At 56.3% G+C, this 17,969-nt stretch carries 22 protein-coding genes; 16 read left to right on the top strand and 6 right to left on the bottom strand.

Annotated elements, in window-relative coordinates:
• Positions 1–10 precede the first annotated feature (10 nt).
• The 12 genes from BM261_RS06610 (at position 11) to BM261_RS06560 (ending at position 8,770) form a co-directional block, all read left to right on the top strand.
• Positions 11–631, top strand: a complete 621-nt coding sequence (locus BM261_RS06610; protein ID WP_074896541.1) for a phosphoribosylanthranilate isomerase — start codon at positions 11–13, stop codon at positions 629–631.
• A gap of 22 nt (positions 632–653) precedes the next feature.
• Positions 654–1,577, top strand: coding sequence for a hypothetical protein (locus BM261_RS06605; RefSeq protein WP_074896537.1), 924 nt, complete (start codon positions 654–656; stop codon positions 1,575–1,577).
• A 27-nt stretch (positions 1,578–1,604) separates the two neighbouring features.
• The gene (locus BM261_RS06600; protein WP_143095756.1) at positions 1,605–2,498 is read left to right on the top strand and encodes a hypothetical protein; all 894 of its coding nucleotides are present in this window, start codon (positions 1,605–1,607) and stop codon (positions 2,496–2,498) included.
• 154 nt (positions 2,499–2,652) lie between these two features.
• Positions 2,653–3,249: a DNA glycosylase gene (locus BM261_RS06595; protein ID WP_074896527.1), complete on the top strand. Its 597-nt coding sequence runs from the start codon at positions 2,653–2,655 to the stop codon at positions 3,247–3,249.
• A 127-nt stretch (positions 3,250–3,376) separates the two neighbouring features.
• Positions 3,377–3,514 (top strand): L-rhamnose-proton symporter family protein, encoded by a 138-nt coding sequence (locus BM261_RS12670; RefSeq protein WP_172459029.1) that lies wholly within the window; start codon positions 3,377–3,379, stop codon positions 3,512–3,514.
• Positions 3,515–3,517: 3 nt separating this feature from the next.
• Positions 3,518–4,006: a hypothetical protein gene (locus BM261_RS06590; protein ID WP_074896524.1), complete on the top strand. Its 489-nt coding sequence runs from the start codon at positions 3,518–3,520 to the stop codon at positions 4,004–4,006.
• A gap of 120 nt (positions 4,007–4,126) precedes the next feature.
• The gene (locus tag BM261_RS06585; RefSeq protein ID WP_074896521.1) at positions 4,127–5,311 is read left to right on the top strand and encodes an acetylornithine/succinyldiaminopimelate transaminase; all 1,185 of its coding nucleotides are present in this window, start codon (positions 4,127–4,129) and stop codon (positions 5,309–5,311) included.
• A gap of 36 nt (positions 5,312–5,347) precedes the next feature.
• A complete protein-coding gene (locus BM261_RS12430; protein ID WP_074896517.1) occupies positions 5,348–5,671 on the top strand; it encodes a hypothetical protein in 324 nt (107 codons plus the stop codon).
• A 156-nt stretch (positions 5,672–5,827) separates the two neighbouring features.
• Positions 5,828–6,400, top strand: a complete 573-nt coding sequence (locus tag BM261_RS06575) for a DUF4291 domain-containing protein (protein ID WP_083426660.1) — start codon at positions 5,828–5,830, stop codon at positions 6,398–6,400.
• A 78-nt stretch (positions 6,401–6,478) separates the two neighbouring features.
• Positions 6,479–7,084: a L,D-transpeptidase family protein gene (locus BM261_RS06570; protein WP_074896514.1), complete on the top strand. Its 606-nt coding sequence runs from the start codon at positions 6,479–6,481 to the stop codon at positions 7,082–7,084.
• A 165-nt stretch (positions 7,085–7,249) separates the two neighbouring features.
• Positions 7,250–8,050 (top strand): Cof-type HAD-IIB family hydrolase, encoded by an 801-nt coding sequence (locus BM261_RS06565; RefSeq protein WP_074896510.1) that lies wholly within the window; start codon positions 7,250–7,252, stop codon positions 8,048–8,050.
• 102 nt (positions 8,051–8,152) lie between these two features.
• Positions 8,153–8,770, top strand: coding sequence for an SMI1/KNR4 family protein (locus tag BM261_RS06560; RefSeq protein WP_074896508.1), 618 nt, complete (start codon positions 8,153–8,155; stop codon positions 8,768–8,770).
• 46 nt (positions 8,771–8,816) lie between these two features.
• Here the strand turns inward: BM261_RS06560 and BM261_RS06555 are convergent, their stop codons facing one another.
• The 6 genes from BM261_RS06555 to BM261_RS06530 are packed head-to-tail and all read right to left on the bottom strand — an operon-like array spanning position 8,817 to position 12,696.
• Positions 8,817–9,188 carry a VanZ family protein gene (locus BM261_RS06555; RefSeq protein WP_074896506.1) on the bottom strand — a complete coding sequence of 124 codons (372 nt, stop codon included), beginning with the start codon at positions 9,186–9,188 and terminating at the stop codon, positions 8,817–8,819.
• Positions 9,185–9,391 carry a dioxygenase gene (locus BM261_RS06550; RefSeq protein WP_074896502.1) on the bottom strand — a complete coding sequence of 69 codons (207 nt, stop codon included), beginning with the start codon at positions 9,389–9,391 and terminating at the stop codon, positions 9,185–9,187. The genes BM261_RS06555 and BM261_RS06550 overlap by 4 nt, the downstream gene beginning before the upstream one ends.
• Before the next feature lie 28 nt (positions 9,392–9,419).
• On the bottom strand, positions 9,420–10,916 hold the full coding sequence (locus BM261_RS06545) for an amidase (RefSeq protein ID WP_074896498.1): 1,497 nt from the start codon (positions 10,914–10,916) through the stop codon (positions 9,420–9,422).
• Positions 10,917–10,971: 55 nt separating this feature from the next.
• Entirely contained in the window at positions 10,972–11,553 is a 582-nt protein-coding gene (locus BM261_RS06540; protein WP_143095755.1) for a hypothetical protein, read from the bottom strand.
• Positions 11,532–11,930 carry a hypothetical protein gene (locus tag BM261_RS06535; RefSeq protein ID WP_074896495.1) on the bottom strand — a complete coding sequence of 133 codons (399 nt, stop codon included), beginning with the start codon at positions 11,928–11,930 and terminating at the stop codon, positions 11,532–11,534. Before BM261_RS06535 ends, BM261_RS06540 begins: the two co-directional genes overlap by 22 nt.
• On the bottom strand, positions 11,920–12,696 hold the full coding sequence (locus tag BM261_RS06530; RefSeq protein ID WP_074896758.1) for an exodeoxyribonuclease III: 777 nt from the start codon (positions 12,694–12,696) through the stop codon (positions 11,920–11,922). Before BM261_RS06530 ends, BM261_RS06535 begins: the two co-directional genes overlap by 11 nt.
• A 187-nt stretch (positions 12,697–12,883) precedes the next feature.
• On the opposite strand from BM261_RS06530, the gene BM261_RS06525 reads away from it, so the two are divergent.
• The 4 genes from BM261_RS06525 (at position 12,884) to argA (ending at position 17,952) form a co-directional block, all read left to right on the top strand.
• Positions 12,884–15,313: a VCBS domain-containing protein gene (locus BM261_RS06525; RefSeq protein ID WP_074896494.1), complete on the top strand. Its 2,430-nt coding sequence runs from the start codon at positions 12,884–12,886 to the stop codon at positions 15,311–15,313.
• A gap of 118 nt (positions 15,314–15,431) precedes the next feature.
• Positions 15,432–16,073: an orotate phosphoribosyltransferase gene (pyrE, locus tag BM261_RS06520; protein WP_049248190.1), complete on the top strand. Its 642-nt coding sequence runs from the start codon at positions 15,432–15,434 to the stop codon at positions 16,071–16,073.
• Positions 16,066–16,614, top strand: a complete 549-nt coding sequence (locus BM261_RS06515) for a zinc-ribbon domain-containing protein (protein WP_240317918.1) — start codon at positions 16,066–16,068, stop codon at positions 16,612–16,614. The genes pyrE and BM261_RS06515 overlap by 8 nt, the downstream gene beginning before the upstream one ends.
• A 15-nt stretch (positions 16,615–16,629) precedes the next feature.
• Positions 16,630–17,952, top strand: coding sequence for an amino-acid N-acetyltransferase (gene argA, locus BM261_RS06510; protein WP_074896493.1), 1,323 nt, complete (start codon positions 16,630–16,632; stop codon positions 17,950–17,952).
• Positions 17,953–17,969 lie beyond the last annotated feature (17 nt).

The raw sequence follows: 17,969 nt of genomic DNA, 5'->3' as shown, positions 1-17,969 counted from the left end.
GGAAGTTTTGATGAAACCCATCCGTATCAAAATCTGCGGCATCACTCGCCCCGAAGACGCACTGGCTGCCGCCGAAGTGGGCGCGGATGCAGTCGGGCTGGTGTTTTACGCCAAAAGCAAACGCGCGGTAACGGCGGTGCAGGCAAGGGAAATTGCGGCGGTGTTGCCGCCGTTTGTGTCGGCAGTCGCGCTGTTTGTGAACGAGCAACCGGACGTTATCCGTCAAATCCTGCGTCAAGTGCCGATAGACGTGATTCAGTTCCACGGCGACGAAGACGATGACTTCTGCCGTCAGTTCGACCGGCCGTATCTTAAAGCCGTGCGCGTGCGGTCGGCTGCCGATATTCAGACGGCCTGCACCAAGTTCCCCAATGCCCGCGCACTGTTGTTCGATGCCTACCATCCGACCGAATACGGCGGCACGGGGCAAAGTTTCGACTGGACACTGTTGCGCGGCAACATCGGTAAAACGTGGATTCTGGCGGGCGGGCTGACGCCGGAGAACGTTGCCGAAGCGGTGAAAACCAGCGAGGCGGCGGCGGTGGATGTGTCCGGCGGTGTGGAAAGCGCGGCAGGAATTAAAGATGCTTTGAAAATCAAGGCATTCGCGGCGGCATTGAAGGCCGTCTGAAAACCAGGGAAGGAAACAGGATATGGGTTTGGACGCTTTATTTTACGGCTTGGGTTTTTTGATACTTGTTGCTTTCGGAGTGTGGCTTGCGAGTATCGTAGCAATTTTTGTAGCTAAAAATCCCGTAATCAAGACTTTGGCAATAGTGCTTAATTTGCTGATTCTGTCGGGTTTTATCCTTTCCGTCATTGATGATATGGGAGAGCAGGCGTATGAGGAATCCCGTTATCAAGAGAATGACAAGGAATTATTGATTGACGGCATCCGCATACCAGCCGGTTCGAGGTTGGTTGTAGAGCCTCAAATGGGGATAAAGAAAGTCCCCGATTTTTCCACCTTCTCCCGCGTCGAATACCTTCATCCGATTGATTGGAAAAGCGTTACAGTTGGTGAGATGGAGCGTGTTGTCAGTCAGTACGATGGACATTATGAGGCGACTTTGACCACGCGCTCCGGCAACGGCACGGGAGGTGTGGTGGAAGTGGAGGGTTGGCGTTGCCGTAGCGACAACGATATCCTTTGGGGCGTGAAGAACGAGAACGGACGGAAACCGTCAAATCCGGCCGACTACAGGCTGTTGGAATGCCTATTGGACAAGTCGGCGGAAGTATCGGTCCCGCAATGGCCGGAAGCGATGAAACTGCCCTTGGAAAAGGTGAGGTACGAGCAGTTGGGGGCATATTGGGAGGCGGATATCCTTTCGGAGAACCTGCCCTATTGGGGCAAGGTTTATTTTGACGCAGACAAACGGATAAGCAGTATCAATTTGTCGTTTAGCCAAAAAAATCTGCAGGGCTGCGCGATTGCCGATGAGGGGGCCTCATTGGAATGGGACAGCAAACAGCCGGATGTCGTTACGATAAGAAGCTATGTCGATTTACCCGAATATTGCTGGGGTAAAAAGGTTGTCCGACCTGTGCCGAAAGATGGGGAACAGAGGGAATAGGCCGTCTGAATGCGTTAAAAAGGAAAGATGATGGGGGACGGAAGCGCACTGGCGCCACTAGTTGTTTGGTTGCTTGTTATTGCGGCTGCAGCTGCGGTTTTGTGGCTGGTTGCCCTGGCGGCTCTGTTTGGCTCGCACAATCGGCAGATACGCTCGATAAGCGGGGCATATGTCTTGCTGGGCGTGCTGGCGGGTATCGTTTGGTTGGCATCTTATTTCCGCGAAAGGGCTTATTTTGCTTCTGCGAATCAGGAGTTGCAGCAGGATATGGTTATAGACGGCATTCCGTTGCCCAAAGGGGCAAAGCTGACCGTGCAGCCGGTCAAGTATGGTAAGCAACCTGATTTTGCGGCTTTTTCCACAGCCGAGTTTGCCGTTCCGCTTGATTGGCACGGTGTGAAAGTGGCTGAAATGGAGCATGTGGCGCACGATTACGGTATATCCGGCGTATATCTTGAAACCAGACAACAGCCCGGACACATACCGATTGAAGGTTGGGATTGCGATACTGGGGAACCGATAGGGTGGCGGTTTGCGGACAAGTCGGGGCGCAAACCCGTGTCGCCCGCCGATTACCGCTTGGATTCCTGCCGTCTGGCGACAGCTGTGGAGCAGGATGTGCCGTGGTTGGGAGCGACGCTTAAATGGTCTGAAGTAGAGCGGAGCCGTGATGAGGAAAACGAATGGGTCGCCCGCCTGATGATACTGCCGCCGTTTGGTACGGTTTGGCTTGAGCAAAACAGAATCACCAAACTCGATCTTTTATTGGACAAACGGATCGCTGCCGCCTGTCCGCCTTTATCGGGCGGGGAACGGCTGCAGTGGGATGCACGGCAAGCCGATATTGTCCGCATTGAAACCCAAGCTAAGCTGCCCCCAAGCTGCTGGGGCAAACAACTTCTCCGTGCCGCAACGGAATAAGCCGGTCAATAAAACAACGCGACAAAGCGGCGAATTGCGGACGGTACAGATAATAGGGCAAGGCAAGCCGACACAATAGCATTTTTAGTTAATTCACTATGCTTTCAGACGGCCTGAAAAGCTTCAAACCGACAAACGGAAAGCCAAACCGAGCATGACCGATCAAATCATCGAAACCCATCCTTTCCCCGCCCTGCTGCCGCCGGCGGCAACCGTCATGATGATGGGTACGTTCCCGCCTACGGAAGACAAACGCGCGATGCAGTTTCATTATCCGAATTTCCAAAACGATATGTGGCGCATTTACGGGCTGGTGTTTTTCAATGATGCGGCATACTTTCAGAGGCCGTCTGAAAAAGCATTTGACGCGGAGAAAATCAAAGCATTCCTGCGGACAAAGGGTATTGCTTCCTGTCCGACAGTCTTAAAGGCCGTACGGGAACACGGCAATGCGTCTGACAAATTCCTGCAAGTGGTCGAAACCGTCGATTTGGCGGCGGTGTTGGCGCAGATGCCCGACTGCTGCTATATCTGCACCACCGGCGGTAAGGCAACGGAAATCTTGCTCGATATTCAGGGCGGCGGCATCAAAATGCCGAAAACGGGTGAAACCGTGCCGTTTCCGTTTGCCGGGCGGGACTTGACCCTGACCCGCCTGCCGTCCACCTCACGCGCCTATCCTTTGAGTTTGGCGAAGAAGGCGGCGGCGTATCGGGCGTTTTTTGAAGCGGCGGGTTTATTGACGGCCTGAAAAAATCGGTTAGAATGCCGCCGTTTTGTTTGCCCGCTATAAAACACAGCCCTGTGTTGAAACATCCCCAATAAATTCTGATCCGGCCGTCCTCAACGGCAAAGCACCAACCATTAAGGAACAATCGATGAAAAAAGCAATTTTGTTTGCCGTTTTATGCGGCATCTTGTCGGCCTGCAACACCGTGCATTCCATAGCGCGCGATGCCAACACCGCCGTTCAGGCATGGAACGAAGATTATCAAAATCAGCATAAACACCGCTAAACCATGATGCGCAAAATCCTACTTGCCCTATGCATCACACTGGCAGGCGGTTCGGCTGCCGCTAAAGACGGTACAAACTGGAAAAGCATCAGCCAAATGGGCGCGGATATGGTGGGTGCGGCTACGCAAGGCGTTTTCAAAACCGTATCTGAAACCAGCAAAAGCCTGTTACGCTCCGAATGCGCCCTGCCGGTTGTACAGCAAGATTACGACAAGGCCGACACCCTGGTGGAATGCCTGAAGCAGCCGGCCTTGGCCGGGCTGAAAGAAGCTGCCCGCGCGATGGAGCAAAAGCAGGGCAGTATCGACGAAGGCGGCCGTAATGTGACCAATCTGATTAACGACACAATGGACGGCTTGGGCATTCAGGAGCTCAAATTCTGTACCCAAGAAGAACGCCTCCGTTATGAAAAAGGGGAATCGGAAAAATTCCCCGAATGCGACATGGAAATCAAAGGCGGTGGCGGCGGCCGTTTCAGCAGCTTCATGTAAACCGTGCCCGCAGTATCGACAGGCCGTCTGAAAAACCGTTCAAACGGCCTGAACATTGAAGCCTGAAGCCAAACAGCGCATAATCCCCCGTCCATACCGACAAAAAACACGGACGGCATCATGCAAAACTACCTGACTCCAAACTTCAACTTCGCCCCCATCATCCCCGAACGCGGACAAGGCAGCCGCGTATGGGATACCGAAGGGCGCGAGTACATCGACCTGGCCGGCGGCATTGCCGTAAACGCACTCGGCCACTGCCATCCCGCCCTGCTGTCCGCCCTGACGGAACAGGCGCAAAAACTCTGGCACATCTCCAACATCTACACCACAACTCCCGCGCAGGCACTGGCCAAACGCCTCACCGAACACACCTTTGCCGACAAGGTCTTTTTTTGCAATTCAGGTGCGGAAGCTAATGAAGCAGCCCTGAAACTGGCGCGCAAATACGCCCGCGACCGCCACGGCGAAGGCAAACACCAAATCATCGCCTGCACCAACGCCTTCCACGGCCGCACCCTGTTTACCGTTTCCGTCGGCGGCCAGCCCAAATACAGCCGCGACTTCGCCCCGCTGCCCGAAGGCATCACCCACGTCCCCTTCAACGACCCCGACGCACTGCGTCAAGCCGTATCCGCGCAAACCTGCGCCGTCATCATCGAACCCGTGCAGGGCGAAAGCGGCGTATTGCCCGCCACTGCCGAGTTCCTGCAAACCGCGCGCGAACTGTGCGACCGCTTCGACGCCGCCCTGATATTCGACGAAGTCCAAACCGGCATGGGGCGCACCGGCAAACTCTTCGCCTACCAACACGGCGGCATCGCACCCGACATCCTGACCAGCGCGAAAGCCCTGGGCAGCGGCTTCCCCATCGGCGCGATGCTTACCACCGACCGCATCGCCCCGTCGTTCGGCCCCGGCACGCACGGCTCGACCTTCGGCGGCAACCCCCTGGCCTGCGCCGTCGGCTGCGCCGCCTTCGACATCATCAACAGCGAAGCCGCCCGCGCCAATACCGTTCGCCAAAGCGCGAAACTCACCGCCGCCCTGCAGAAAATCGGCGAAGAAACCGGCGTATTCCAAACCGTGCGCGGACAAGGCCTGCTCATCGGCTGCGTATTGGCCGAAGCATACGCGGGCAGGGCGGCCGAAATCACCGCCGCCTCACTCAAACACGGCGTGATGGTTTTAGTGGCCGGAGCCAACGTCGTCCGTCTCGCCCCCAGCCTGTTGATAGAAGACCGCGACATAGATGAAGCCGTGCCGAAATTAAAAGCCGCGTTGGAAGAATGGCTGGCACGGTAGTTTCACTGAATACCGATTCCAAGAGGAGGGATGCAGATGAAAAAGCTCCTGTACAGTTTCACGGCAATCACATGCAACACATTGCTTATTTGGAAATATACAGGCGAGTATAGCCTGAAAAACCTCATACTCTCCCTAGTCATTACCGCCGTTTTGGGCGGCATTGCCCTGTTTTGGATATTGGGCGGAAAACTATGGAAACAGTACGCCCCGCCGATGCCCGCACTACCCGATGCAAACGGCCGCATCTCCACGAAAACGGGATTGCTGATCATCTTCGGCATCATACTTTCGGCCGGCGTGACCGTTTGGCTGCTCAACAACATCTTCATACTGATACGTGGAGTCTTAGGACAATAAACACAAAAAAGGATTTTTCGATGTTTCAACACACAGGGCCGCACATAAGGCGCAGCCCTGTGTGTTGCCCTGATTTGGAAGGGGTTACGCCCTTCCCAAACAAACCCAAATCCTACCGCCCCAAAGGGCGTGGTTTCAACCGTTAAGGAAATTTTGATGAATCAAAACACCATCCGCGCCGTATACGGCGAACACACCATACGCGTTTATCAGGCATATAGCGACCCCATAGCCGATGCCGCCTTGGCGCACGGCACATTCGTTTCCCCGCCCTTTAAAATGGAACGCATGACCTGGATAAAACCGTCTTTTTTATGGATGATGTATCGCGCGGGCTGGGGGCTGAAAGACGAAGGGCAAAAACGCATACTCGCCATAGACATCAGCCACGAAGGCTTCGAATGGGCATTGCGTCATGCCTGCCTGAGTCATCCGCCGGCCGGTATGGGCAAAGACGACTGGCAAAGGCTCAAAGCACAAAGCCCCGTCCGCATCCAATGGGACCCCGAGCGCGATTTGCAACTGAAAGCACTGCCATACCGCAGCATACAAATCGGTTTGAGCGGCGAAGCCGTGAACTATTATGTGAACGACTGGATACAGGACATTACCGAAATCACCCCGCTGGCGCGGCAGATACGCGAATTGGTAGAACAAAACAGACTGGACGAAGTACAAATCCTGCTGCCGCCGGAACAACCTTATCCCGCCGTCCATGTTCCGATTTGACAGGCAGGTTTTTAAAAACAAGCGGAAACATAAAGCACAGCCCCCATATGACGCCCTTGTAAACATTAAGGAAAGATGATGAAGAAAAAAACAGCCGCTGTTTTATTTGGCGGCGTTATATTCCTGCTAATCGGTGGCGTATATGTATTTTTCAAACACGAAAGCGGCACGCCCGAAAGCCTCAGCATAGGCAATACCGCAGGATTGAGTGCGCGGCAGCAAAATCTGTTGAGACAGCCCGCCCTGCCGGCCGACAGTGAAATCGCCAAACTCGTCGTCCGCAAAGCCGACCGCGAAATGGATGCCTACGACGCACAAGGCAGGCTGCTGAAAACCTATCCCGTCGCCCTGGGTTTCAATCCCGTCGGACACAAACAATTCGAAGGCGACGGCAAAACCCCGGAAGGCCGCTACACCATCAACGACCGCAATCCCAACAGCGGCTATCATAAAAACCTCGGCGTTTCCTATCCCAACGATGCCGACCGCGCCTATGCCGCCGCGCAGGGCAAAAGTGCGGGCGGCGACATCAAAATCCATGGCATGAGGAACGGTATGGGCGCAATCGGCGCACAACACCTGCACCGCGACTGGACGCACGGCTGCATTGCCGTAACCGACGGCGAAATCGACGAACTTTACGCTTTGGTCAAACCGCAGGCCGAAATCGAAATCCTGCCGTAGCCGCCCGAAGGCCGTCTGAAAACGAAGGGCGGCCTTGCCGCAACATCTTGCCGCCTGCAAAATACGGCTTCGGCTACAATCAGGCATCCATATTGAAAAGGCCGTCTGAAAGCCGTTTCCAACCTTTTCAGACGGCCTTCCTGCCACCGGATAAAAGCAAAACACATGAAACCCGCATCCCAGCCCAAAATCATCTTCTTCGACATCGACGACACCCTGAGGCCGAAAGAAAGCGGCACCGTGCCCGACAGCACGCGCGAAGCACTGCGCAAACTGAAACGGCAGGGCATCGTTACCGCCATCGCCACCGGCCGTTCGCCCGTCATCCTGCCCGCAGACATCCGCCGCCTGATGGACGAAACCGGCATCGAAATGCTGGTGGCCATCAACGGCCAATACGTCGAATACCGCCGCCGCCCGTTGGCGGCCTTCCCCATCCCGCAGGCCGACATCGACGCGGCAGTTGCGCACCTTAGCCGCTGCAACACTGCCTATGCGCTGGTGTCGGACAACGGCATCGGCATACCCGGCACAAGCGGCCATCTGCACGAAGCCCTGTCCTCACTGTCCATTCCCTATCAAACAGGCAGCCTGCCGCCGGACACGCCCGTTTACCAAATGCTGGCCTTTTATGGCGAAGACGAAGCGGCGGAAGTCGAAAACGGCCTGCCGCCTTCGCTGCGGACAACGCGTTGGCACCGATACGGCATGGACATTTTGGCGCGAAACGGCTCCAAAGCGCGGGGCATAGGCGCGGCTCTGGACAAACTCGGTTTGACCATGAACGATGCCATGGCTTTCGGCGACGGTTTGAACGATATGGAAATGCTGCACGCAGTCGGCTTCGGCGTGGCGATGGGCAACGCGCATCCCGCATTGAAAGCCGTTGCCGACCATATCTGCCCGCCGGCCGGCGAAGACGGCATTTGGCACGCACTGCACGATTTGGGTGTGTTGGCGGATTGAGCGGCAGGCAAAGCGGGAAGGCCGTCTGAAAATATGTTTTGCATCGCGGATAAGCAGGTTATCCGTTTGTTGTCATTTAACCGAAACAGGAAAGGAAACAGGATGAAACAGTTAATTGACAGAATCAATGCGCAGCTGGAAAGGCTGAAATGGCAGTATCCCGAAGCGTCAGTCAGACACGAAGCGGATTTTTCTTTGAACAAAGGCGCGGACGAAGCCGATTTTGCCGAATTGGAAAAAGAATTGGGCTATGCGTTGCCGGAAGATTTCAAAGAACTGTACCGCATTGCCGACGGCGAAGCCGGCCAAGAGGTCGTGCTGGCGGGAGAAGAATGGTTGTCGGTCAGGCGGATTATCGAAGAGTACCGGATTTGGAAACAGTTGTATGAAGAAGGTTTGTTTGCAGAGGATGACGGCACGCCGTTCGGTTGCGAGCCTGAGGATGCGGGCATCAAACCGGATTTATGGTGGAATCCGAAATGGATTCCGCTGACGGCCGACGGCGGCGGCAACGGGAAAATGATTGATTTGGATCCGACCGGAAACGGCACGGCCGGACAGATTATCCAAATGTGGCACGACGACCCGATCCGCAGCAAGGAAGCCGATTCCTTATACGGTTTTTTTGCGCGGTACGCACAGGATTTGGAAGACGGGAAATATGTGTTGAGCGCGGATTACGGACTGATTTTGCAGTCGGAATTGGACGAATTGGCGTAGGATTAAACGGTTGAGGCCGCCGTTTTGCCTTTTCAGACGGCCTGTTTTACATACCGCGCCGGTTGCGGTAAACCTGCCGCGCCAGCAACAGGGCGAGGGCGGTGCCAGCAAGGTCGGCCAGTGCGTCGAGCAGGTCGCCGCTGCGGTGGGCGGTAAACCACGCCTGCGCCGTTTCCGTGGCGGCAGCCAAAATCAGCGCGGCGGCGGCCAACGGCAGATAGGGCGGACGGCGGCCGGCTTCCAGCCAGGCACGCGCGGCGAGCCAGAATTGGGCGAAGAAGGCCGCGCAGTGGGCGGCTTTGTCGAAATGCGGAAAAGGCGGCGGCATGTGTCCGCCGCTTTCGCGCAACAGGGCGGCCCATAAAAGGACAAACCAGGCGGCGGCAAACAGGGTGTATTTGTTGCGCGGCAGCTTCATGCGCCTTCTCCGTCCAGCCAGGTTTGGCAGAGGTCGGCCAGGCGTAGGAATTTGCCGCCGCGCGCGCGCAGGATGTCGCGCCAGCGGGCAATGTCTTCCGCCGCAGGGGCTTCGTCCAGGCTGCATTCGTAGAGCATGAAGTCGAGTGTTTCGCCGACGATGGTGGGTGTTTCGGTTTGGATGAGTTCGTTGATTTCCTGCATGGTATGGAGGCCGTCTGAAAAATGGGGATTATACGGGAGGAAGGCGGTCCGCCCACGGCTGTATCTGTTCCAACTGCGCGGCGAGGCGGAACAGCGTGTCTTCGCGCCCGTGTGCGGCGGCGAACTGAGTACCGACGGGCAGCCCGTGATGCCGGTAAAGCGGCACGCTCATGGCGGGGTTGCCGCTCATGTTCAGCGGCGATGTATAGCCGACGTATTGCAGCGTCGTGGCGGCTTCTTTTTCTAAAAACGGGTTGTTTTTCAACAGAAAACCCAAGCGCAGCGTGCCGAACAGCAGGCGCATGGCTTTTTGCGCGGCGGGCGGCGGCATCATCTCGCCGATTTTCGGCGTGGTTCGCGGGCAGACGGGCGTCATCAACATATCGTAGCGCGTAAAAAATGCTTTGGCGGCACGCTCCTGCGCCAGCATCACGTCGCGCGCCCATGCCATTTCGCCCGCGCTGATTTGCCGACCCTGCACAATCATTGCCCACGTTGTCGGCTCAAGTAGGCGGTGCGGCAGTTTTTGTCCGGTTTCGTATTGATATTGGTAGAACAGTTTTGCCGTTTCGCCCATAACGATGACGCGGGCGGCGCGGTTGAGCTGTTCGGGTGGCGCAAAATCGGGCGCGGCTTCTTCCAATTCGTGTCCCGCATCTTGCATTAGTTTCAAACTATGGGCGAACGCGGCTTCCGTGCCTTCGTCGTTGCCGCCGCCAAACCATGTCTGCTTCCAAAAAGCGATTTTCAGACGACCTGTTTCTTGTTTCAGGCTGCCTGCAAAACCGTTTTCTGGCGGCGGCGGGCAGGCATACAGGGCGCGCTCTTGGGTTTGGGCGGCGATGTCCAGCAAAACCGCGCTGTCGCGCACGCTGCGGGTCAACACATGGTCGCATACCAAGCCTTGCCACGCCTCCGATGCGTTCGGCGCGTAACTGCTGCGGCCGCGCGTGGGTTTCAGCCCGAACACGCCGCAGTTGTGCGCGGGTAAGCGGATGGAACCGCCGCCGTCGCTGCCGTGTGCTGCGGGTACGACGCCCGAAGCCACTGCCGCCGCTGCGCCTCCGCTGCTGCCGCCCGCGGTATAGTCCAAATGCCACGGATTGCGCGTGATGCCGTAGATTTCGGTTTCGGTAACGGCATACGCGCCCCATTCGGGCGTGGTGGTTTTGCCGAATACGCGCAGCCCCGCATCGAGATAGGCTTGGGTCAAATCGCTGTTTTGCTTGGCAATGTAATGCTGCATCATGCGCGAACCCGACCATGTCGGCGCGCCTTCCCAATCCGCCAGCAGGTCTTTGAGCAAAAACGGCACGCCCGCCAGCGGCGTATCGGCATTTTCAGACGACCCCTGCCACGCCGCCGCGCGTTCGCGCAAATCGTGCGCCAACAGATTGAGCTTGGGGTTGACTTCGTCCAAGCGGTTTAAAGCTGCCTGCAACACTTCATCGGCCGACACTTCTTTTTTGCGGATCAGCTCTGCCAAGCCGACGGCATCGTAACGGTGGTATTCGTTAAACTTCATATCAGGTTCCTTGGCGAACAACAGATGGTTTTTTCAGACGGCTTCTAAAAGGATTTCAATCGGGATAAAACACATATTCGCGGCGGTCGAAATCGTAGAAATAACGGTCGTACGGTGTGAACGGGGAAGGGTAGCCCAACTGTGGCTCCGGCCGGCGGTCGGAAGGGAAATAGTACAGGTGGTACAAGCCTTTTTCTTCCGTTATCCCTGCTGCGGCCAGATTCGGCGGGTAGGCGTTGTGTGTCGCGCGGTAGCGTTCGACGGCATCGGCGGCGCGGAGGGCGTTTTCGGTTACGGCGGTTTCGCGGTAGAGCGTGATGCCGTACGAAATCAGGGTTATGACCAGCCAGACGGCCGCTTTGCAGGCGCGCAGTTCGCGTTCGGGCCGTCTGAAAAGCATGGCGGACAGGTGCTGCACAATTTTTAATAAGGCAACCGGCAGGAAAAGCAGCCAGAAAAACATACCCCATAGCATATAAAGGGCGAAAGCGGCCAAACCTCCCGCCCACAGCAGGCTGGAAGCCGTTCCCCGATAACATTTCTTCCGTGCCGGTTTGCCTGTTTCGGTTTCGCGGACATCCGCCTGCCCGACAGTATCTCCGTTTTCTGACGGCCTCACAGTTTCACTCCCAGCCATTCGGCGATTTGGAAGTGAATCAGCAGCGCGGCGGGTACGGACAGCACGGCATAGCCGAACAGGGCGGAGGCAATCCAGCCCCATTTGTTCGCGCCCTGCCAGCGGAAGTATTTGGCGGCGGTCAGCAGGCAGGGCAGGGCGAGCAGCAGCCAGGCGATTGCCCAGCCCTGATTCGGACGCATCACGGGGATACGGCCGCTCAGTGTGGCCAGGGTAAACAGCGTCCATAACAGCATGGGCAGAAAAAAGGCGGCCGACATCCACAACACGCCGTATTTAAAGGCAGGCGTGAACGCAATCAGCGGCCGTTTTTCAGACGGCCCGGAGGCTTGGCCTGTGCCTTGTTTGCGGCGGCGTTTTTTAGTTTCAGATGACATAATCGTACTCCACGACTAAAGGCGCATGGTCGGAAAATTTTTCGTCTTTATAAACATGTGCGGACACCGCTTTGGCGGCGAGTTCGGGCGTAACCATCTGATAGTCGATGCGCCACCCGACATCTTTCGCATACGCCTGTCCGCGGTTGCTCCACCAAGTATAGCCCGGATTGTCGGGATAGAGCGTGCGCCACATGTCCGTCCAGCCCAAATCGCGTATAACTCTGCCTATCCATTCGCGTTCTTCGGGCAGGAAGCCTGAGTTTTTCTGATTGCCTTTCCAATTTTTCAGGTCGATGTTTTGGTGGGCGATGTTCCAGTCGCCGCAGACGACAATGTTGCGCCCTTCCGCCTTCATGGCTTCAAGCATGGGGTAGAACGCATCTAAAAAACGGTATTTCAATTCCTGCCGCTCCGGCGCGCTGGTGCCGCTGGGCAGATAAAGCGAAATCACCGACAGCTTGCCGAAATCGCAGCGCACGAACCGTCCTTCCCTGTCGAATTCTTCAATGCCCATACCGATTTGTACATTGTCAGGTGCGCGTTTGCTGTACACCGCCACGCCGCTGTAACCGCGTTTTTCGGCGCAATGCCAATGGCCGTGCATCCCGTGCGGATTTTTCATATCGTCCGACAAATCGGCTTCCTGCGCTTTGAGTTCCTGCACGCAGACAATGTCCGCGCCCGATGCGGCGATGTATTCGTAAAATCCTTTTTTGTAGGCGGAGCGGATGCCGTTGACGTTGGCAGAGATGATTTTCAGCATATTTTGTAAGGTTTGGTAAATAAGAAAGGCGACATTGTAACCCACTTTTTTTCAGACGACCTGAAAGTGCACCGAGCGGTATGGCTTGTAAAGTATATTGAAGTTCGCGTATATTCCGTCTCTATTTCTTTACAAACACATAACAGTCTGCGCAAACGTCATCCGCAGGTTGGGAACGGAAAACATAATGAAGCTGCATATTTTGAATAACGGGAAAGTCGCGCAAACCTTGATGCCGGGAAAATCCGCGCCGACGGCTCAGGCCAACCGCATCTTGCTGCTGGAAACCGCAGCCGGTGAAGAGGCCGTGTTCATGCGCGAAGGCAATGATTTGCTGATATTTTCTGCCAATCAAACCGATAAGCCGATTTGGGCGGTAGGCAATTATTTCAATTATCCCAATCATTTGTATACGGTGCAGGACGGCAGCTACCATGCTTTGAGCGGCATCGGTGTCGAATCGGTCGAACCCGAAGTGGCGGCCATGTTGGCGCAGACCGTCAGTGGCGGCATGGGTGGTGCATCGGCTTCCGCTGCTTCCGCTTCCGCACCATCGGCTTGGTGGTTGGTAGGCGGCGGATTGTTGGCGGCGGGTGCCGCAGCGGCAGCAGCAGGAGGCGGTGGAGGCGGAGATGGTGCAAGCAGCCCGTCCGCCCCTTCTTCGCCGCCTGCTCCCGGCAACGGCGGCAAACCGTCCGTGTCACCGGCGAGCGATACCGTGTTCAGCGGCACCATGCGGGCTTCTGCCGACAGCACCAAGTCGGCATCCGGCCACATCGGGGCAACCAGCAAAGGACAGCCAGTTGCGGTGCAGGATGCCGAAATCCAGGGCACTTACGGCAAATTTTCTTTACACGACGGCCAATGGCGTTACACGGTTGATGCCAACAAGGCCCGTGTATTGGGCGCAGGGGAAACTGCAGTCGATACCTTTACCGTCAAAACGGAAGACGGCGGGCGGCAAAATATCAATATTACCGTCAGAGACCGTGATGATCCGTCAGTCATCAGCGGCAGTAGCGCAGGGAGCGTCAGGGAATCGGACGGTGCTTCGGTGAGCGGGAAGCTGAATATCAGCGATCCCGACCGCAATGATCATCCGCGGTTTTTAGAGCGGGAAATCGACGGATTGCACGGCAAATTCGCCATGACGTCCGATGGCCGCTGGACATATACCTTAAACAGCCATTCAGACGGCCTCGGGGAAGGTATGCGGGTAACCGAAACCTTTACCGCAACGGCAAGCGACGGCAACAGCCGCAATATTACCGTTACCGTTCACGGCAGCGACGGCAGCAGCGAACTGCCGTACTTCATTTCGTCGCTGGTGCATACGCCCATCACTTTGAGCTGGACGGAAAAAAGGGGGCAGGGTGCGGAGTTGAGTTACAGCTTTATCAAGTCGTCGCAAGACAACGGTTTCGAACCCTATACCGCCACTCAGCAAAATGCCGTCCGCAACGCTTTGAAAGCCTGGTCGGAAGTGTCGAATCTGACTTTCCGCGAAACGGCCGACAGCGACAATGTCGATATCCGTTTCCAACGCGACAGTTTGAGCAGTCAAGGGGGCGATGCAGTAGGTTACGCCGAAACCCTTTTCTATCCTAACACCGGTGAAATCAACGCATCCATTATTCATTTGAAAAATACTTATGACTGGGTAAACGATGCGTCCAACAACATTGTCGGCAGCATCAAATATCCGTCTGTAGCCGTACACGAAATCGGCCATGCCCTCGGATTGAAACATCCGGGCCATTACGGCCACAGCGATGAAGCTCCTTTTCTGCCGAGTGGCGAAGACTCTACGGCCTTTACCGTCATGTCGTATCACGGAGCCGAACCGTCGGAGTATTTTTATACCGACAAAGTGGCGCAGATTTTCGACGTGGCCGCCATCCAATATCTCTACGGCGTAAACCCTTATCAGCGTACCGGCAGCGACACCTACACCATAGGCGACCGTTATATCTGGGACGGAGGCGGCAACGACACGTTCGATGCTTCCGCAGAACGGCAAGCGGTTTACCTCAACCTCAACGGTGGAACGTGGCAGCATAGCGGTGCCCGAAGCGACAGCCTGTTGGATGACGGCCAGGCCTTTATCGGTTACGGCACCGTCATCGAAAACGCCGAAGGCAGCCGTTTTAACGACACCATCGTCGGAAATTCGGCAAACAACATCATCAACGGCAACGGCGGTAACGATTTCATATCCGGCGGAGGCGGCAACGACCGCTTGTCTGGAGGAGCGGGTAACGATGTCCTGCATGGCGGCGGCGGACGGGATACATTGACCGGCAGCGCGGGTCGCGACACCTTCCTTTTCGCCGAACGTCCGCACAGCGGTTCTGCCGATGTCATCACCGACTTTACCCCCGGCGAAGACCGTATCGGCTTGGCGAAAGAGATTTTCAGCACCCTCGCCGGTGGCATCACTTCCGCCCATATCGGCGGCGCGGCCGCCGCCACGGCCGACCAACACCTGCTCTACGACCGTGCAACCGGCAAGCTGAGCTATGATGCGGACGGCAACGGCAGCGGTGCGCCGATACACTTGGTCACCTTGTCCAACCACTTGGAACAGCTTGAAGCATCCAATTTCTATCTTGCCTAATGTTGCATCAAGGCAAGGGAGGCCGTCTGAAAAGTGCAAAACCTTTCAGACGGCCTGCCCATTACCGCCATCATCCTTTATAATCCCCGCTTTAAATTTGGCAACCGAAAGCACGACAATGTCTGATTTCCGTCAAGAATTCCTGACCTTCGCCCTAAAGCAGAACGTATTGAAATTCGGCGAATTCACCACCAAGGCCGGCCGGCAGTCGCCGTATTTTTTTAACGCCGGATTGTTCAACGACGGCGCTTCCACGCTGCAACTGGCCAAATTCTACGCACAAGCCATCATCGAAAGCGGCATCAAATTCGACATGCTGTTCGGCCCTGCCTACAAAGGCATCATCTTGGCTGCCGCCACGGCTATGATGCTGGCGGAAAAAGGCGTGAACGTGCCGTTTGCCTACAACCGCAAAGAAGCGAAAGACCACGGCGAAGGCGGCGTGTTGGTCGGTGCGCCGCTCAAAGGCCGCGTGTTGATTATCGACGACGTGATTTCCGCCGGCACATCCGTGCGCGAATCGGTCAGGCTGATTGAAGCCGAAGGCGCGACGCCCGCCGCCGTCGCCATCGCGCTCGACCGCATGGAAAAAGGCACGGGCGAATTATCCGCCGTTCAGGAAGTGGAAAAACAATACGGCCTGCCCGTCGTTGCCATTGCCAATCTGAACGACTTGTTCACGCTGCTGCAAAACAACGCCGAGTTCGGCGGTTTCCTCGAACCCGTGCGTGCTTACCGCGAACGCTACGGCGTTGCCTGATTTTATCCTGCGCAGCCGTCTGAAGCCTTTTTCAGACGGCCGCGCCACCCGCAGAAAAAATATAAAGAAACACATTATGCCGATTTGCTCCTGCCCGCACTGCAAAACCTATTTGAAGGTCAAAGAGAGTCAGTTGAACGTCGCACAAGGCTTTGTCAAATGTGCCGACTGCCAGGGATTGTTTAAAGCCAAAGATTTCGTTGCCCGAGCCGATGTGGCCTCTATTGACTGGATGCTCGACGGTATCAGCGACATCGAACTGGTGCGCCGTTTGGGAACCTACGTGCGCGGACGGAATTCGTTCAGCAAAGAGCAGGCCGACTATCTGCTCGAACATTCCGGACAGAACGGCGGCTTGCCGCCCGAATTGGAAGACAAAGGCCATTATGCCGCTCAGAAGGTGCCGCTGCCGCAAATTCCGGTGCAGGTTCAGGCTGCCGCACCGGTTAAAAGCCGTGAAAACAATCATTGGATGGTAGCGGCGTTGGGAATGCTGACCGTCCTGATTCTGCAACTGTTCTATATCGCTTTAAACCGCTGATTGCAATATAAACATATGGATGCCGCCGCCCTTTCCGTTTTCATCCGAAATTTCCGCGAAGCCGCGCCTTATATCGATTATTTGCGCGGCAAAACGCTGGTGGTCGGTATCGCCAGCGGCTTGCTGCAGCCCGAACGCTTCCGCAGCGTCGCCGCCGACCTCGCCCTGGTTGCCGGGCTGGGGGTAAGGCTGGTGTTGGTTTACGGCAGCCGCAGCCAAATCAACGAACTGTCCTCGGCTGCCGGTATTTCCCCGCAATATCATCAAGGACGGCGGATTACCGACGAAACCGTTTTGGATTTTGCCAAACAAGCCTGCGGCAAACTGCGCTTCGATATCGAGGCGGCTTTGTCGCTGGGTCCTGTGCATTCGCCCCGGCGCGGCGGCAGATTGAAGATTGCCGCCGGCAATTTTTTATCGGCCCGCCCCATCGGCATCATCGACGGCATCGACATGGGCTATACCGGCCGGGTGCGGAAAATCGATGCCGAATCCGTCAGCCGCAGCCTGGATGAGGGCGCGGTGGTTTTACTGAATCCGCTGGCCGCCTCTGCGAGCGGCAAACTGTTCAATCTCAGCATGGCGGAAATTGCCGAAACCGCCGCCGTCGCCCTGAAAGCGGACAAGCTGTTGTTCCTGATTGGGCAGGATGGCATTTTGGACGAAAACGGCCGCCTGTTACCGAACCTTTCTGCCGAAGAAGCGGAAGGCCGTCTGAAAAGCGGCCGTATCTGTCATCGCCAGCACGATTTGCTTGATGCCGCCCTGAATGCCGTCGGCAAGGGTGTCGGCCGCTGCCAAATCCTTTCCGGTCTGAACGACGGTGCCCTGATTGGCGAATTGTTTACCCATAACGGTACGGGCACCTCTATCGCGCAAAATCCGTTTATGTGTATCCGTCCGGCCGAGGGCGGAGATATTGCGGATATCGTTACCATGATACGGCCGCTGGAAGAGGCGGGCATTTTGTTGCGCCGCAGCCTCCGCTATTTGGAAACCCATATTGGCGATTTTTCCGTACTGGAGCATGACCGCCGGATTTACGGCTGTGTTGCTGTGAAGACTTTTGCCGACGCGCCTGATTGCAGCGAGCTGGCCTGTTTGGCCGTGTCGTCGGAAGCCCAGGACGGCGGCTACGGCGAGTTGCTGTTGGAGCATACGTTGGATAAAGCCAGACGGTTGGGCTGCAAACGGCTGTTTGCCCTTTCCACGCAAACCGGCGATTGGTTTGCCGAAAGGGGTTTTCAGACGGCCTCTCCCGAAGATTTGCCTCTCGAGCGGCAGCGGGAATACCGGAACAGCAAACGTGGGTCGGCCGTTTTTGTTTATGAATTATGACCCTATTTAATCCGCAG

Source organism: Neisseria elongata subsp. elongata (assembly GCF_900113545.1).
Taxonomy (GTDB): Bacteria; Pseudomonadota; Gammaproteobacteria; order Burkholderiales; family Neisseriaceae; genus Neisseria; species Neisseria elongata.
Note: the sequence above shows the minus strand (reverse complement) of the source record. Positions and strands in the feature narration are given on the sequence as shown.

Bases quoted from the DNA above. Each gene is read 5' to 3' on its own strand.
- BM261_RS06610 (WP_074896541.1), top strand. From the start codon at position 11: ATGAAACCCATCCGTATCAAAATCTGCGGCATCACTCGCCCCGAAGAC.
- BM261_RS06605 (WP_074896537.1), top strand. From the start codon at position 654: ATGGGTTTGGACGCTTTATTTTACGGCTTGGGTTTTTTGATACTTGTT.
- BM261_RS06600 (WP_143095756.1), top strand. From the start codon at position 1,605: ATGATGGGGGACGGAAGCGCACTGGCGCCACTAGTTGTTTGGTTGCTT.
- BM261_RS06595 (WP_074896527.1), top strand. From the start codon at position 2,653: ATGACCGATCAAATCATCGAAACCCATCCTTTCCCCGCCCTGCTGCCG.
- BM261_RS12670 (WP_172459029.1), top strand. From the start codon at position 3,377: ATGAAAAAAGCAATTTTGTTTGCCGTTTTATGCGGCATCTTGTCGGCC.
- BM261_RS06590 (WP_074896524.1), top strand. From the start codon at position 3,518: ATGATGCGCAAAATCCTACTTGCCCTATGCATCACACTGGCAGGCGGT.
- BM261_RS06585 (WP_074896521.1), top strand. From the start codon at position 4,127: ATGCAAAACTACCTGACTCCAAACTTCAACTTCGCCCCCATCATCCCC.
- BM261_RS12430 (WP_074896517.1), top strand. From the start codon at position 5,348: ATGAAAAAGCTCCTGTACAGTTTCACGGCAATCACATGCAACACATTG.
- BM261_RS06575 (WP_083426660.1), top strand. From the start codon at position 5,828: ATGAATCAAAACACCATCCGCGCCGTATACGGCGAACACACCATACGC.
- BM261_RS06570 (WP_074896514.1), top strand. From the start codon at position 6,479: ATGAAGAAAAAAACAGCCGCTGTTTTATTTGGCGGCGTTATATTCCTG.
- BM261_RS06565 (WP_074896510.1), top strand. From the start codon at position 7,250: ATGAAACCCGCATCCCAGCCCAAAATCATCTTCTTCGACATCGACGAC.
- BM261_RS06560 (WP_074896508.1), top strand. From the start codon at position 8,153: ATGAAACAGTTAATTGACAGAATCAATGCGCAGCTGGAAAGGCTGAAA.
- BM261_RS06555 (WP_074896506.1), bottom strand. From the start codon at position 9,188: ATGAAGCTGCCGCGCAACAAATACACCCTGTTTGCCGCCGCCTGGTTT.
- BM261_RS06550 (WP_074896502.1), bottom strand. From the start codon at position 9,391: ATGCAGGAAATCAACGAACTCATCCAAACCGAAACACCCACCATCGTC.
- BM261_RS06545 (WP_074896498.1), bottom strand. From the start codon at position 10,916: ATGAAGTTTAACGAATACCACCGTTACGATGCCGTCGGCTTGGCAGAG.
- BM261_RS06540 (WP_143095755.1), bottom strand. From the start codon at position 11,553: ATGGCTGGGAGTGAAACTGTGAGGCCGTCAGAAAACGGAGATACTGTC.
- BM261_RS06535 (WP_074896495.1), bottom strand. From the start codon at position 11,930: ATGTCATCTGAAACTAAAAAACGCCGCCGCAAACAAGGCACAGGCCAA.
- BM261_RS06530 (WP_074896758.1), bottom strand. From the start codon at position 12,696: ATGCTGAAAATCATCTCTGCCAACGTCAACGGCATCCGCTCCGCCTAC.
- BM261_RS06525 (WP_074896494.1), top strand. From the start codon at position 12,884: ATGAAGCTGCATATTTTGAATAACGGGAAAGTCGCGCAAACCTTGATG.
- pyrE (WP_049248190.1), top strand. From the start codon at position 15,432: ATGTCTGATTTCCGTCAAGAATTCCTGACCTTCGCCCTAAAGCAGAAC.
- argA (WP_074896493.1), top strand. From the start codon at position 16,630: ATGGATGCCGCCGCCCTTTCCGTTTTCATCCGAAATTTCCGCGAAGCC.